This window comes from Colwellia psychrerythraea, from assembly GCF_000764185.1.
GTDB classification, from domain to species: Bacteria; Pseudomonadota; Gammaproteobacteria; order Enterobacterales; family Alteromonadaceae; genus Colwellia; species Colwellia psychrerythraea_B.
Genome location: NZ_JQEC01000021.1, coordinates 50,170 through 64,223, shown reverse-complemented (window position 1 = coordinate 64,223; position 14,054 = coordinate 50,170). Strand labels below are relative to the sequence as shown.

The window sequence follows — 14,054 nt, the reverse complement described above, 5'->3', positions numbered from 1 at the left end:
TATCTCAATTTAGCGTTTAATGTTACTTTTAAAAACGGTAATATTCTGTCATATCTATAGACAATAAAAAACCAGTAATGAATTCTTACTGGTTTTATATTCTACTTGATTTTATTTACTTTTAACGACTAAAAGCTACTTCTGTTCGAAATAAAACTTCTCACGTTTGTTATCGTAATTACCAATTTCATTCATGGTATCAGCGTTATACAAACGGCCGTTAACCATAGTATGAGTCACTTTATCACTCAAACGTATGTCTTTAGTAACGTCACCATCAACAACAATGATATCAGCCAATTTGCCGACAGTTAATGAGCCTAAGTCTTTATCTAAACCCAGTGAACGTGCAGGAGAAATGGTGGCAGTACGAATAGCTTGCAGTGGCGTCATACCGCCTTGCGCCATCATCCACATTTCCCAATGCATGGCTAAACCTTCACGTTGCCCATGGCCACCAGCGTTAACTTCAACACCTAAGTCTTGCATTTCTTTAGCTACTTTCGCTACGTTTAAATGGTTGTAATGATGATGTGGCGCTTTAGGGCGACGCATCGAGCGCGGATCTAAAAACTCACTCGGTACATATTTACTTAAACGCGGGTGTTCCCAAACATTGGTAGTATCATACCAATAGTTTTCGCCGGAAATACCGCCATAAGCTACGCCCATTGTTGGCGTATAAGCCATATCCGATTGTGACCATAACTGTTTGATATCATCATAAATTTTAGCTGTAGAAATAGAATGCTCTAAAGTAGTGTGACCATCCACAACCATGGTTAAGTTATGTTGTAGTAATGAGCCACCTTCAGGTACTACCATCATTTCTAATTCACGCGCTGCTTGAATAAATTGCTGGCGTTGATTACGACGTGGTTGGTTATAACTTTTAACACTAAAAGCACCTGCTGATTTTAAACGCTCAACGTGAAATTTAGCATCATCAAGGCTATCAACATGTGATGTATAACCGGGGATCGTTGCACCATATAAAATGGCACCCGTTGAGAATAAACGTGCCGCTACAATTTTACCGGCTTTTTGCATTTCACTCGCGGCAAAAAATTCAGTGGTATCGTTTGAAGGATCATGAATTGTGGTCACCCCTAGGGCTAAGCCAGCATAGTTTTTCCAATTTTGTTGTGGAATAATTTCGCTGCTGCCTTGTGAGCCATGCGCATGAGCATCAATTAAACCAGGCATAACTGTTTTGCCTGTAATATCAATTATCACTGCATCACTTGGAATTTTAACTTGTCCGTTAACGCCAACCGCTTTAATTTTGTTGCCTTCTACTAACACAACGCCATTTTCAATAACTTGCTCGCTTTCCATAGTGATAACTTTACCACCAACAAAAGCAACACGACCTGCTGGAATATCTACTTTTTGCTGGTAGCTTAGCTTGGTCACTTTGGCTGTAGACTCTGTCTTAGCTTTCGCATCTTTTTTGTCATCCGTGTCTTTTTCAGCACCGGTAATTTCAAATAAATTTTTAACTGAGGCTTGGTATAAGTTTGCACCTAGGCTCCAGTAAATCTCAGTTGATTGACCATTCCAGTTGATACCTTCACCGGCACGTACTGATAATTGCTCTACCGGTAGGTTTTTAGCTTTCGGCCCAATATCAATAACATCGCCACGCTCAACAAATGGCGTAACAAAGACTTTGAAACGTTCGGCAAATGCTAATGAATTTCCGTCTGGTGATACACGGTATTCTGAAGCAAACTTACCTTGGTATAATTTGGTATCGTGCTGACCATCAAGATCAATACGAGATAAGTTAGGCGTTTTACCGTCTCTAGTTAGGTAAATACGATCGTTGCGGGCACCAAAATGAGGCTGAACACCGCTTTCAGTAACCAGTGTTGCTTTGCCACCTTTCGATGATACTGTATAAACGCCTGGATTTAAGCCCCAAACAGGATCGGTAATATAACCACCACTGACTTTACGGTAAACGACGGTTTTTCCATCGGGCGAAAAGCTTGGTTCAATGTATTTACCCGACTCACGGGTAATAACTTTACCTTTACCGCCACGGCTAGATACAACACGTACTTGGCCTAGGGTTTTGTCATCCCAGCTTACGTAAACAATTTTTTTACCATCGCGTGAAAAGCTTGGATTAAGTTCAAACTGGCTTTTTTGTTTGGTTATACGTTTAGGTTTACCGTTTGGTAAGGTTTTACGATAGATATGTCCCATCGATTCAAACACAGCAACTTTACCATTAGGTGATACTTTAACGTCACGTAACATTTTGGTATCAAAATATTTTTGATCTAAATCTTGTGAAAAACGTACTGCAGTTTGAATTTTCTTTGTCGTTTTAACATGAAAATCAATCACTTTAGCTTTTTTCGAATCTAGCGATAATTTATTAATTTTACCCCCAGCCCAAAATACTAAGCCGTCACTATCCGGTGTCCAGGCCATTGTTGGATACACACCATGAATAGCCCAAGTTTCTTGCATGTCACGTTCTAAACCGTCATAAACCTTGGTTTGTTCGCCGCTTTTAAGGTTGTACAAGTATAAGTTTGATTGAAAATCATCACGACTGATAAAGGCTAAAAACTTACCATCCGGTGAAAGCGTTGGTCTGATTGCGCCCCCTTTACCTGATACCACCACTTTGATTTCGCCCGTTTCAAGCTCAAGGCGCTTAATCTTATAAATGCCTTTTTCAGAATCTTTTGAGTAGTGAAAAGTTTTACCCGGCGTTGCATCTTGTGAGAAATACACATACTTGCCGTCATGTGAGAATGCTGGCTCACCTAAATCTTTTTGCTCATTAGGACGTTTAGTTAGCATTACGCCATTACCACCCGATTTATGATACATCCACACTTCACCCGCGCCTAAAGAGCGCGAACCAGTATAATGTTTACGGCCGACAAGGTAGTTACCATCTGGTGACCACGCAGGGCTATTTAATAAACGAAACGTTTCTGTGGTTACGGCCTTGGCGTCACTACCATCAGCTTTCATTATCCATAAATTGTCGCCACCGTCTTCATCAGAGGTAAAAGCAATGTATTTGCCATCGGGGCTAAAGCGGGGCTGCATTTGCCAAGCAATATCGGTCATTAATGGTGTAGCTTCACCGCCAGTGGCTGGCATAGTGTAAATGTCACCTAGTAAGTCAAAGACAATGGTTTTTCCATCAGGACTTAAATCAACATTCATCCAAGTACCTGAACGCACGTCAATTTTCGCCGTAGTGAACTTTCCTTGAGGATCATTAACCGACCATTTGGCTGGTGCATCTTTTGTCTGTGCTTGAGCAGGTTTTACCGGAGATTGTGCAAAGGCAGTTGGCAAAGCCAGCATTACACTGAGCGCGACGCCTGAAAGTAATAGTTTACTTGATAACATGGTTTTCGACATGATGAGAAGGACCTTATACGTTTGATATAATAGTTATTATAATTACCTGTACTAAATCACAAACGCCGAATAATTGTAAGGAAATTACGTTGATCGGTCCAAATTGTGAGATACATAACAGCAAAGGCAAAGCGTCGTACTGTACGCCTTTGCTAACAGCGTAATGACAAACAGTTACTAGTGCAGTCGTTAAATTTTGTGAGCAGATGAACGTAAGATGAATTAAATACTGTATCTTCTACAGCGTGGCTTGCCAGTAGCCAACGTCTAACCAACGGTCAAACTTTAGACCTACCTCTTTAAAATGAGCAACTTTGACCATGTCAAACTTTTCATGCAAAGCAATACTTGCAGAATTAGGTAAGGTAATGCCGCCAATAACACTATGAATGCCTTTATCTTTTAGCGCTGTAAATAAAGCTTGGTATAACTGAGTACCTAAACCTTGACCGCCATGATCAGGTGATAAATATGCGGTAACTTCTACAGAAAAGCGGTACGAAAAGCGTTCCCGCCATTTTGCTGCATAGGCATAACCAATAACCTGCCCTGTTTTATCCTCAACGACAAACCAAGGTAAATCAGCACTGAGTAGGCTGTTAATTCTAGTTAATATATCTGCTGGTGAGACGGATTCTTCTTCGAAGGTGATAATAGTATCGCTAATATAATAATTATAAATATCACAAATTGCTTTGGCATCATTTGCTTGTACTGCTCTTATCATAGTGCTTCCGATTTAAGATATAGGGTCAATTAGATTCAGGTGGTTGCTTAGCTATTTATTGGTTGTTGCTAAGTAAATTATCAGCAAGGCGTGAGTTAATCACTGTAATGGCGGATAACTGAAATTTTACCCTTATCTATCTCTAGTACTTCAAAGGTACTATTGTTAATGATAATTTCTTGACCATTATCAGGGTGTATGCCTTTCGCCTGAGTAGTAAACTCAATCATAATAACGTTATTGCCATGGGCACTATTCGTTAACTGAGCTTTGTACTCGGTATGAATACCCAAATAATAACTCATACCTTTGCGCATCAAAGCTTTACCATCACTGGCGCGACTATCATCATTTGAATATGGTAAGTGTTGGTAGCCAATATCATCGGTTAAAAATGTTAAGTAATGCTCTAAGTCTTTTACTGTCGCTTTTGGTTTTTGTACATTAGTCCATGCGGCGAAATAATCACGGGTAAACTGCTCATAATTAAAGTTATCGTCTTTTGCGTTAGCCATATGCGGTAATGCTAATAAACAACCGAGTAAAACTGATAGCCAGTACTTCATAAAATGTCCTTTTAATAATAATAATTTTGATAGTAGCTAAATCACTGACAGTATTGCCTAGCAGTAACTGAGCTATTTATTTCGCGGTGTTGAAACATGTTTTAATGAATGTTTTTAGTGGTTGTGTGTGTTTTTCAATTCGTTATTAAGCGCTTTTATTTCCGCATTACACTTTTTGTTATCTTTACTCGAACCCTTAGTACAAGGTGCAGATGAATCACCACCAAAATCTCGTTGTACACCATAATAAACACAAGATGAAAGGAGTAATACACAAGCTAGTGCAAAAATATATTTCATAGTGATACCTTAAATATCCCTTTTAAATAACGCCGTTAAAAAATTCATTTAATAGTTTACTTAACTATTGCTGTCATGATCTTTGACCTTCGGTCTCCAACCAAGTAATTAACCAATCAAAAAGATGTTTTTACTTGTTATCATTCTGGCTAGTGTTAAATACATTACGCGGTCACAGCAAAGAAAGGAAGTAATTAAAATTCTTTAATTAAGTAGTTGAATTACTTAAGCTTGGTTAAAATTAATGATAGGTGATTCAATCTGCAGGGGCGCCACACAAGGTCACTTTAGATTTGGCTAATGAGTCGGTAGGATATTAACACTCGGAGGTGTTAACGGTAATAGTTGGATTTTCTGGAACTAAAGTTACAGGATTTTCGTAACGAACATGACATTTTATTGTAGATTTTTGATCGTAATCTTCGATAAAGAAAATATAGATGTAGTTATTGGCCGTTGATTTATCTGTGAAAAAAGGCGCGGCATCTCGATTAAAATTAGCGGTATTGCGGTCAACCGCATCTATTTCTAACCATGCTTTAACTTGCGCATTTTGATCAGGAAAACTGTCTGCACCACGGACCGACGGATAACCATTATACAAAGGAATATCGACCCCAGCGATTTGAATAATACCAGTGCCAAGCTGTTGGTTATCAATAATGGCCCTAGCGTTAATTAACTGTAAACCGCTAGCCATTGCCCCACCAATAGCCTCAAGTGTTGCGGCTTTTGTATCACGGGTTAAATCAATGAATTTAGGGGCAGCCGTGACGGCTAATATACCTAATATGACAATAACGACAACAAGCTCAATTAAAGTGAAGCCTTTAGTTTTATAGGCTAGTTGCCGCATAATGTACTTCTTATCATTTAATAAACTTCAACAGAACCGAGGTATAATCTAATAGCTCAGTTCTGAAATATAATGACCATTGATAGAACTAGTGACAATAAATGGCTTTTAAGCGATCAATTAATGGTAAATCGTCTTTACTGAGCGAACCTAACATCAACCAATCAACCAGTAATTTACTCAAGTCAATGGCAGTACCAGAAAGCATTTGTTCTTGCATTAATTGTACTTGAACTTTCATACGCTGTTCAGCTAACTCACTTGGCGAATCAGTTTGACCAAGGATTTCAATTTCTAAAGTCTTATCAAAACGGCTAGCTTCTTGAGCTTGCGAAGTTAATTTGACATGCTCCTGGAAACGCTTTTGCCAAAAACTGGTCATTTTAATAAACACAGTAGAAGCTGATAAAGTTTGCATATCTTGATTATTTTCAGCTTGTAACCTTATTAATTCAAATAAGTTAAGCCAACTTTGTTGTTCTTTCTTCAGAGAATTACTTTTAATTTGCGACTGAATTTTTGTGATGACTTTTTCAAGGCGCAATGTAATAGCTTTGATAACGGGTTTATTAGCGATTACATCTTTTAATAAGGCTTCTGCTTGTTGCTCAATTGCCTTTAAGTTTTGCTTATTGTCTTGATTAGATTCTTGGTGTTGTGCTTGGCTTAATTCTTCAGTAGTTAAGGCATTAAGCGATTCTTCTATTACCAATGTTTTTTCATCAAAGATTTGTTGCTGTGCAGACAAGGCAGCTTGTTGGTCAGACTTTATCTCTTGCCTTTTAGCGAATAATTGATCATTCACTTGACGAAACTTTTGCCATAACACGTTTTCTTGGTGGTTGCCGGCAAAACCAATGCTGCGCCACGTTTGTTGTAATTGTTTAACGGATTCAATAGCAGCAAAAACATCGTCTTGAGTAAGTAAGCTTTCTGCCTTGTTGATCAGTGCTTGTTTTTCCTCAGAATTACTCAAGTGAAAGGCGCTGATAGCACTTTTTACTGGTGTGATAGTATTTTTGAATTGCTGCTGCAATTTTTTGTATTGATTGCGATCAACTTCACCAGCATTATTCCATTGCTGTTGTAAATTATTAAGCTGACCATCAAGTTTTTTAAAATCTATTGTTTGTGTTTCTTGACCCTTATTAAGCTTGCTAACAAGTTGTTCAGCTTTCGTTAAAATATTTTGACGCTGCTCTAAATGCTGTTCGCGTATTTTATCTTGTTCTGCGTAGAATAAACGACACGGGGCAAAAGCTTGCTCGCAAAGCTGATTAAACTGTTCATTTAATTGTTTATCTACATCTTCATCAGCATGACCTAAAGAATTCCAAGTGCCTCGATATGCTTTAACTTTTGCTGCTTGTTCATTAGGGTTATCCAGTGGTGTATCAACCAATGTTTGTACTTCTACCACTAACTCTTGTTTGCGCGGCGTTGCTATATAATGTTCCCAATCACTAAGTTCAACCATTTTTTCACTAACTTGCTCAAAGTCACGCTGAAGTTGTTGTTGCTGTGAAGGAGATAACTGATGAATACTTTCTTTTACGCCTTTGAACAGGCCAAAACAAACTTTGTATTTACCATTATTTAGCAGACGTTTTATGTCTTGTAATTTTTTCTTATGTTGAAAAAACAATTCTTTTTGCTGACTTTGTAATGATTTTAAGCCGCCCTGCCATGTACTAACAATTTGTTTTTGTGCTTGAACTATCGACTCAGGTAAAATACCAGCAGTTTTTTGCTCAATCACTCGCCATGCTTTTAACCAGTCATTATAAGTTTGTTGGCGAGTATTTAAGTCTTCTAGTGACTTTGGCAAAGTCAGCTGTGATATTTTAGAAATTAAATTGGTCGCTTGGCTAACCGATTCAGCGATCTCAGGTATTTCACCTAAACGTTGCGTTAATTGAGCAACTTGCTTGATAAAAGTCTGTTGTTCATTTTTATTAAGTACCGAGGCTTCAATGTCTGTTTTCAACTGATTTAGCAAGAGTTTAAATGACTCTTCGTCGAACTTATCACTAGAAAAAACAGCTGTCGTTATTGCTTGGCTAATATGATTAAGCTGCCCAGTGAACGCTTTTTTGTCTTGCTGCTTATCATGGGCTAATTTATCACTTATTATTTGTTGTTGATAATTTTCAGCTTTAGCAATAAATAACTTGTCCAGATGAGTCATTATGCTTTGGTACTTATCATTGAGCACTGTTAATTCATCGCTGGTAAAAATAGTAAATTCAGCTTCAAGTATCTGCCATTCATGAATCAAACTAGTCTTACGCTTTTTATAAACACCGTAATCGGCAACGTCTTTTAAGGCTTGTAACTTAGCTAATATAAGCTGTAATTGTTTATTCAATTTTTGAGGCTTTTCTATCGCCACTTGAATAGTAATCAATTTATCTTGAATTTGTTGTGTTAAGTCTGGATTACAAGCTTTTTTACTAAGCTTTTCTAAGACTTTGGCATCATCAACTTGTTCAAGTAAATGTGCTTGAAAGTCAGGGTTTTGTTTTTGAGCAAAACTGTGTGTTAATAAATGCGTAGATTTTTTACGTGTGCTGATTTGCTTATACAAGGCGATCATAATGTCGCTCTCTTGCTCGTGCGCAAGCCAAGCCTCTAATAATGCCGTAGCCAATACCGGGGTTTGTACTTGTTGAGCTAATAAATTTTGCTTTTGTTCATTTGAAAGTTTAATTTTGTGATCGGTCGCCAAAATATCATGAACTTGTTTACCGGCAAACTGCTTTATTTTATCTTGCGAGTTTCCATGGCTTGCTTCGAGATATACATCAATAGAGGCAATTTTGATTAAAGCCGCACGACGGACAAGATCGTTAACATCTTGTTTGATCAAATCGGTTAAAATAAGCAATTGTTCGCTGTTTTCAGCTGATAATTCATTATTAATAGCAGTGATTCGAACGGTTGAGTCTTTGTGTTGCCAATTAGCTTTTGTCTTGAATAAGTTTGAGAAAATCATAGTTTATTAGGTTTCATTCAGTTGGGTAATAACAAGTGTGCACGCAGGGCTATTTATAATTCATTATTACTGAAATAGGCGATATCCGCTTGGCTTGGTTTACTACATTTTTTAATTTCTTCTTCAGGCTTAGCGCTTGAAAATTCAGCTTTTAGCTGACGTTTATTTTTTTCTACTACATGGCCATCGGCGCCAATGGTGAGCATTTGATCATTATCAAAATGTCTTGCTTGGTATGCCATGCTTAATTGTAATGCGGTGGCACGTTGTGCTGGGTCGACAACCGTACCTTCTGGCCACTTGCCTGTTTCCGCTGCACATTTTAGGCGTAAATACATGTCTGTCGACATGGCGTCTATGGTATTAAGTAAATCCATCAGAAATCCGAGATATTAGTAAGTATGAAGGTAAGTTCTAGTTTGCTTTACGTTTGTTAAAGAGCAACATCGCTCGAATAATAATGTACATAACAAAACCTATAATAGTGCAAACTAATGCCGTGCTATGTTGCCAGCTCCCTGGCTGAACATCATCCCAAAACATAAATAAAAAACCACCACAAAATAGCAGCATAGCGATAAAAGAGTAGTTCATTAAACGTTGGGTTTTATTAATTAAGTTGACACGATTGAGGCTGGCAAGTTTTTCTGAGTCTAATTCAGATAAATCAAGATTACAGTGATTACAACTTTTAGCTTTATCAGAAATTTTTTTCGAACAACCCGGACAATTAATAACGGCCATTTAATTACTCATGCAAGAATATATAAGTTTAACCTGCAACTGTGTTTGATACATTTGCAGGCTTTTTACTTAGTATACCTGACCTATTTTTCTATTTCACTAGTCATACTCATTGAAAACCACTAAGTTTTACTGATTGATAAATATGTTAAGCGGTGATGGCTTTTGTCGGTGATTTAATGCCAAACAATACCGCATAAACCACTGGAATAACGCCTAAGGTAAACACAGTCGAAAACAATAGACCGCCTATGATGGCAATTGCCATAGGCTCCCAGAATTCACCACCACTTACATATAAAGGTATTAAACCAAAAATAGTGGTGGCAGTAGTTAACACTATGGGTCTAAGCCTTTGCTGCGCAGCATTAATAATGGCTAAACATGGCTCATCTGGCATATCGTTAAGTTCTATTTGAATACGCTCTAACAAAACAATAGCATTATTAATAACAATGCCTGCCAATGAAATAATACCTAATAAAGTCATAAAACCGATAAAAGATTGGCCGACTAACAAACCACTGGTTACGCCAATAAGTCCTAATGGAATAGTTAGCAATATAATGAAGGCTTTTCGCACTGAGTTGAACTGTGCGATGAGTAACAACAAGATAATAAAGCCAGCAATTGGTAATTTTTCACCTATTGATTTGTTTGCTTTACCCGAGGTTTCATATTCACCGCCAAGCTCAAAAGTATAAGTAATAGGCCATAACTTTTGTTGCTGTTCAAGCCAAGGAAGCAATTCATTAAACGCTTGATTAGCGGTAATACTGTTATCAATTTGTCCACCAATGGTGATGGTTTTTAAACGATCACGACGCAAAATTTTAGCGGATTGCCAGACGACTTTTATATCAGCAACCTGTGTTAGTGGTACTGAGCTACCACTTGATTGTGAATACACTGCCAGTGCTTGTAGTTTACCAATATCTTGACGATCACCCGCTTGTGAACGCATGGTAATAGGTATAACCAGATCCCCTTCCCTATATTGACTTAACTCAAAGCCTGAAAGACCTGTTTGCAATGAGATAGCAATATCTTTACTGGTAACACCCGCGCGGCGAGCGCGACTTTGATTGATATTTACCTGCAATTTTTTAATCGGCATGCCCCAATTATCACTAATGGCTTTAACCCCCTTAATTCGAGCCATACGTTGCTTAACTTGTTCAACAATAATGAAGAGTTGCTCTGCTTGGCTACCATTAATGCGTACTTCTACTGGGTTCTCGATTGGTGCACCATTTTCAATTTTGCGAAGTTTGACCAATAAGTCAGGGAAATTTGCCATACTATAACGTTCAAGTTTAGCCATGGTTGTATCAACCAGCTCTTTACTCGATACATTAATAACCATCAAAGCATAATTACTGCTGGTCGGTTTCGGGTTATGTGTTAATAAAAAGCGTGGGCCGCCGTTACCTAGATAAGTAACCCAGTTTGTTACACCGTTTTCTTTTCCTTGAGTTACCTGCAGTTCTTCATGCATATAGCTTTCAATTTGTTGAGTTACCCGTTCAGTAGCTGCTAGTGTGGTGCCTATAGGCAATTCCAATTCCATTTTAAAAAATGCGCGATCTGAGGGTGGGAAAAACAGCTTAGGGATAAATGAAAGTCCCCAAACAGCCATAACAAACAAAGCCAAAGTCACCAATAACGTTAACCAACGAAAATGCAGCAAGTTAAATAATAAAGCACGGTATCTAATAAAAACTTTACTATCAAAAAGTTGTCTGGTTTTTTTCACTTTCATAAAGTTCACACATAACATTGGGATAACCGTCATAGATAGAACCCAAGAGCATAACAAAGTAATACTGACCACTTTAAACAGTGATGCGGTATATTCACCGGTAGCTGACTCGGCTAAAAATATCGGTAAGAATGCTGCAGCAGTAGTGAGTGACGAAGTGAGCAGCGGTATCTTTAACTCATTGGCTGAATCAACCGCTGCATCAATGGCTTTTTTACCTTTTTCCATTGACACCATAATGCTCTCAGACATAACAATACCATTATCAACTAACATTCCTAGGGAGATAATTAGTGCAGCTAATGAGATTTGATCAATACCAATATTAAATAATGACATAATAAGTATGCCAAAAATCATGCTAGATGGAATAAGTACTGCAACGATAAGGCCCGTTCTAAAACCTAAACTCAGCAGCATCACTAAAGTCACTATAACGACAGCTTGAATTAAGCTACTCGAGAAATCATTAACCTTCTTTTCAACATCAAAGGGCAAAAATGACACTGTTTCAAATGTCACACCTATCGGGTAATTTTGATTGAACTCAGCGATTAGTTCATTCACTTGTTGGCCAAGTAAAATATTATTACCGCCTTGACGCATAGCTACGGCAATTGATAAACCACGTTCACCTGAGAGACTTACTTTACCTTGCACTGGATCAACATAACTACGTTTAACCGTAACAAGATCACTTAAATAAAGCAGACGTTCACTACCAGGGACTTGAATTATAGTTTTTTTGATTTCATCAATATTTTCAAAATTACCGCTTGGCTCTAGGGTTATTTGCTCATCTGCTAAAATAATACTGCCACCAGAAATAACAATATTTCGACTGGATAACTGCTCACTTAGCTGGCTTGGTGAAATACCTAAATTTGCCAAATGGGCATTATCATATTCCAGAAATATATGCTCTTGTTGCTCACCAAAAACATCAACTTTAGCGGCTTCAGTTAGCCTGAGTAAGGCGTCTTTTGCTTGATCAGCAATAGTTTTCATATCGCGATAATCAAAACCTTCCGCCGTTAAGCCAATAACAATACCAAAGACGTCACCAAACTCGTCATTAACAATGGACGGGAAACTCTCGGGTGGCAACTCTATTTGTGCGGCATCGATTTTACGACGTAAGTTGTCCCAAATAGGACGCAAATTACGGTAACTCTCTTTGATATTTACACTAATAATTGAGATGCCGGTACGCGACTCACTTTTAACAAAGTCTAATTCGGGTAACTCTTGAATAACACGCTCTAATTTATCAGTGATGAGTATCTCTACCCGCTCTGGGCTAGCACCGGGGAACTGGGTGATCACTTGTGCGGTGCGGATAATAAAGCCAGGGTCGTAATCTTTAGGCATACCTTTATAGGCATTAATACCGAAGAAAATAATGACTAACAACAACATAAATGTGGTGCGGTTGTTGGTTATTGCTAAACGTGTAATATTCATAGACAGTCCTTATGCTTATTTATTATCTAGTTGTGATAAATGTACGATAGTGCCTGATTCGCTGACGTTAATAAATTTAACTAAAGTACCTGAATATATTTTACTCATGCCTGCGCTTACCACGTGATCACCTGACTTTAATTCGGAATTTAAACCAGTAAATACTTCAATGCCTTGTGCGGTAATATTGCCAATAACAACTGATTTCCTCATCACTTTACCTACACCCGCCGCATGGGTGTTCACTACAAAAACGTAATTACCTTGGGCATCTTTTAACACAGTATTACTTGGCAAATAAAAACTCGGCTGTAGTTGGTTTTCATGGTGAGACAGCGCAACTTGCGCGCTGACCGAAGCTGTCATGCCCGGTAAAATCACATATCCCGCTAATGCTTCCATGGTGAAAATCACCTCATAGGTTTTACTGTGTTCATCAGCAACTGTTGATACTTCGCTAAATTTTAGCGGGAACTTATGATTTTTAATTGAATTAAATTTGGCACTTACTTCAATGGGGATGGCATTTTTCTGTAAGTGAATCATGGTGCTTTCAGGAATATTTACTATCAATTGAATTTGACTTAAGTCGTGCAGGCGAACTATAGGCTCTTTAGCGTTTATTTCTTGGTGGTTTTTGCTATATACCTTGGCAATGATGCCATCGAATGACGCCTTTAAAGTACTGTAGCTAAGATTGTTCTGCGCGCTTGCTAATTGCGCTTGCGCAGATTGAGCACTTGTTCTGATTTGGTCGAATTCAGCAGCAGATATATAATGAGTATTGAGAAGTTTATTAGCTCGTGATAAATCCGCCATGGCCTTAGCATAATGGGCTTGGGCTTCAGCTAAATAAATTTGTAAGTCGCTATCATCAAGCTGTGCAATGATATCCCCCTTACTAACCTTATCTCCTTGTTTTACCAAAAAAGTAGTGAGTTCCCCTGAAATTTTAAAGGCTAAATCCGCTCGATTTGCTGCATCAACTACCGCAGTAAATTCTAACGTTTTGCTAATATCGACAGATTGCACAACCAAGGTTCTCACCGGCCTTAACTGTGGTTTCGATTCAATTTCTTTTGGCTTTTCACAAGCGCTTAATAGCGCCATAGCTAAAATGGCAAGCCAAACTGGCTTTATGATTAGGTTAAATTTCATCGCGGGTAAACTACCTTATTTTTTGATTATTCTAGGGTGGATGATGATAAACTTGAAAATTTGAAGACCGACTTTAATGAAAT

Annotated in this window: 10 protein-coding genes; all 10 read right to left on the bottom strand. The window is 38.1% G+C overall.

Annotated elements, in window-relative coordinates:
• Positions 1 to 135: 135 nt before the first annotated feature.
• The 10 genes from GAB14E_RS13235 to GAB14E_RS13280 all read right to left on the bottom strand — a co-directional run bounded on the left by GAB14E_RS13235 (position 136) and on the right by GAB14E_RS13280 (position 13,971).
• Positions 136 to 3,399: an amidohydrolase family protein gene (locus GAB14E_RS13235; protein ID WP_052093634.1), complete on the bottom strand. Its 3,264-nt coding sequence runs from the start codon at positions 3,397 to 3,399 to the stop codon at positions 136 to 138.
• Between the two features lie 238 nt (positions 3,400 to 3,637).
• On the bottom strand, positions 3,638 to 4,126 hold the full coding sequence (locus tag GAB14E_RS13240) for a GNAT family N-acetyltransferase (protein WP_033082039.1): 489 nt from the start codon (positions 4,124 to 4,126) through the stop codon (positions 3,638 to 3,640).
• 95 nt (positions 4,127 to 4,221) lie between these two features.
• Positions 4,222 to 4,692 (bottom strand): nuclear transport factor 2-like protein, encoded by a 471-nt coding sequence (locus tag GAB14E_RS13245; protein WP_033082038.1) that lies wholly within the window; start codon positions 4,690 to 4,692, stop codon positions 4,222 to 4,224.
• Between the two features lie 114 nt (positions 4,693 to 4,806).
• Positions 4,807 to 4,992, bottom strand: coding sequence for a lipoprotein (locus tag GAB14E_RS13250; protein ID WP_033082037.1), 186 nt, complete (start codon positions 4,990 to 4,992; stop codon positions 4,807 to 4,809).
• Positions 4,993 to 5,308: 316 nt separating this feature from the next.
• Complete coding sequence (locus GAB14E_RS13255; protein WP_033082036.1) at positions 5,309 to 5,848, bottom strand: pilus assembly FimT family protein; 540 nt, start codon at positions 5,846 to 5,848, stop codon at positions 5,309 to 5,311.
• A gap of 88 nt (positions 5,849 to 5,936) precedes the next feature.
• The gene (locus tag GAB14E_RS13260; protein ID WP_033082035.1) at positions 5,937 to 8,843 is read right to left on the bottom strand and encodes a DUF349 domain-containing protein; all 2,907 of its coding nucleotides are present in this window, start codon (positions 8,841 to 8,843) and stop codon (positions 5,937 to 5,939) included.
• A gap of 53 nt (positions 8,844 to 8,896) precedes the next feature.
• A complete protein-coding gene (locus tag GAB14E_RS13265) occupies positions 8,897 to 9,220 on the bottom strand; it encodes a YeaC family protein (protein WP_033082034.1) in 324 nt (107 codons plus the stop codon).
• Positions 9,221 to 9,257: 37 nt separating this feature from the next.
• Positions 9,258 to 9,587 carry a Zn-ribbon protein gene (locus tag GAB14E_RS13270; RefSeq protein ID WP_033082033.1) on the bottom strand — a complete coding sequence of 110 codons (330 nt, stop codon included), beginning with the start codon at positions 9,585 to 9,587 and terminating at the stop codon, positions 9,258 to 9,260.
• Positions 9,588 to 9,735: 148 nt separating this feature from the next.
• Positions 9,736 to 12,813 (bottom strand): efflux RND transporter permease subunit, encoded by a 3,078-nt coding sequence (locus GAB14E_RS13275; RefSeq protein ID WP_033082032.1) that lies wholly within the window; start codon positions 12,811 to 12,813, stop codon positions 9,736 to 9,738.
• A gap of 15 nt (positions 12,814 to 12,828) precedes the next feature.
• Positions 12,829 to 13,971: an efflux RND transporter periplasmic adaptor subunit gene (locus tag GAB14E_RS13280; protein WP_052093633.1), complete on the bottom strand. Its 1,143-nt coding sequence runs from the start codon at positions 13,969 to 13,971 to the stop codon at positions 12,829 to 12,831.
• Positions 13,972 to 14,054: the final 83 nt, after the last annotated feature.

Coding starts and splice junctions, on each gene's coding strand:
- GAB14E_RS13235 (WP_052093634.1), bottom strand. CDS start 3,399: ATGTCGAAAACCATGTTATCAAGTAAACTATTACTTTCAGGCGTCGCG.
- GAB14E_RS13240 (WP_033082039.1), bottom strand. CDS start 4,126: ATGATAAGAGCAGTACAAGCAAATGATGCCAAAGCAATTTGTGATATT.
- GAB14E_RS13245 (WP_033082038.1), bottom strand. CDS start 4,692: ATGAAGTACTGGCTATCAGTTTTACTCGGTTGTTTATTAGCATTACCG.
- GAB14E_RS13250 (WP_033082037.1), bottom strand. CDS start 4,992: ATGAAATATATTTTTGCACTAGCTTGTGTATTACTCCTTTCATCTTGT.
- GAB14E_RS13255 (WP_033082036.1), bottom strand. CDS start 5,848: ATGCGGCAACTAGCCTATAAAACTAAAGGCTTCACTTTAATTGAGCTT.
- GAB14E_RS13260 (WP_033082035.1), bottom strand. CDS start 8,843: ATGATTTTCTCAAACTTATTCAAGACAAAAGCTAATTGGCAACACAAA.
- GAB14E_RS13265 (WP_033082034.1), bottom strand. CDS start 9,220: ATGGATTTACTTAATACCATAGACGCCATGTCGACAGACATGTATTTA.
- GAB14E_RS13270 (WP_033082033.1), bottom strand. CDS start 9,587: ATGGCCGTTATTAATTGTCCGGGTTGTTCGAAAAAAATTTCTGATAAA.
- GAB14E_RS13275 (WP_033082032.1), bottom strand. CDS start 12,813: ATGAATATTACACGTTTAGCAATAACCAACAACCGCACCACATTTATG.
- GAB14E_RS13280 (WP_052093633.1), bottom strand. CDS start 13,971: ATGAAATTTAACCTAATCATAAAGCCAGTTTGGCTTGCCATTTTAGCT.